The following is a 726-nucleotide window of genomic DNA, read 5'->3' on the forward strand; positions in this document are numbered from 1 at the left end:
AGTCAAACGCCTTAAAGTGGTTCGTCAAGAGACCGTTCAAAATTCTGTGTCATTCCTCTAAGCTACTCAAAACACAAGGAATGACAGTATGCAAAACTTTGACTTTAACAAAGCCTTAAAAGCTATCCAAGCAGGCAAACCCATCACAGGTACTGACGGAGTGCTTGCCCCACTAATCAAATAGCTAACTGAAGCTGCTTTATCAGCTGAAATATAGTAAAAGTCCACTAAACAAGTTACATTAACTGAATGGCATACTCATCAGACTATCGACAAATGATATTGACCAAGCTCAAAGAAGGCGCAAGCTTTCGGGAGTTAGCAGAAGAATATCAACTCATCCCAACAACCATACAACGTTGGAAGAAGAATCCTGAACGTAAGAAACGCGTATTTAAACCCCTAAAAATAGATAATAAGCTTCTGAAAGCAGATGTCAAATCTTATCCCGATGACTACCAATGGAAACGAGCCAGCTATTTGGTTGTAGCCAAAAATCTATCAGGCGTGCGTTAACAAAGAATTGGGATGACGCTTAAAAAAGACGGTAAATCATCCAAAAGCAGATAGCGCAAAACGGGCATCATTTCTTAAGCAGTTAAGAGAGCTCAAACAAGCTGGAAAAAAGATAGCTGACTTAGATGAAAGGGGTTTTAAATCACATGAGAGCAGAGGTTATGGTTATGCGCCAAGAGGCGAAGCTTGCTTAGGTCAGTACGACTGGCA

1 protein-coding gene is annotated in these 726 nt (G+C 40.6%); it reads left to right on the forward strand.

Annotated elements, in window-relative coordinates; all coding sequences use genetic code 11:
- Positions 1-249: 249 nt before the first annotated feature.
- Positions 250-516, forward strand: a complete 267-nt coding sequence (locus A5N85_RS13950) for an IS630 transposase-related protein (protein WP_072577657.1) — start codon at positions 250-252, stop codon at positions 514-516.
- Positions 517-726 lie beyond the last annotated feature (210 nt).

Origin of the sequence: Suttonella ornithocola (assembly GCF_001889065.1) — a bacterium.
GTDB lineage: Bacteria > Pseudomonadota > Gammaproteobacteria > Cardiobacteriales > Cardiobacteriaceae > Suttonella_A > Suttonella_A ornithocola.

Bases quoted from the DNA above. Each gene is read 5' to 3' on its own strand.
- A5N85_RS13950 (WP_072577657.1), top strand. From the start codon at position 250: ATGGCATACTCATCAGACTATCGACAAATGATATTGACCAAGCTCAAA.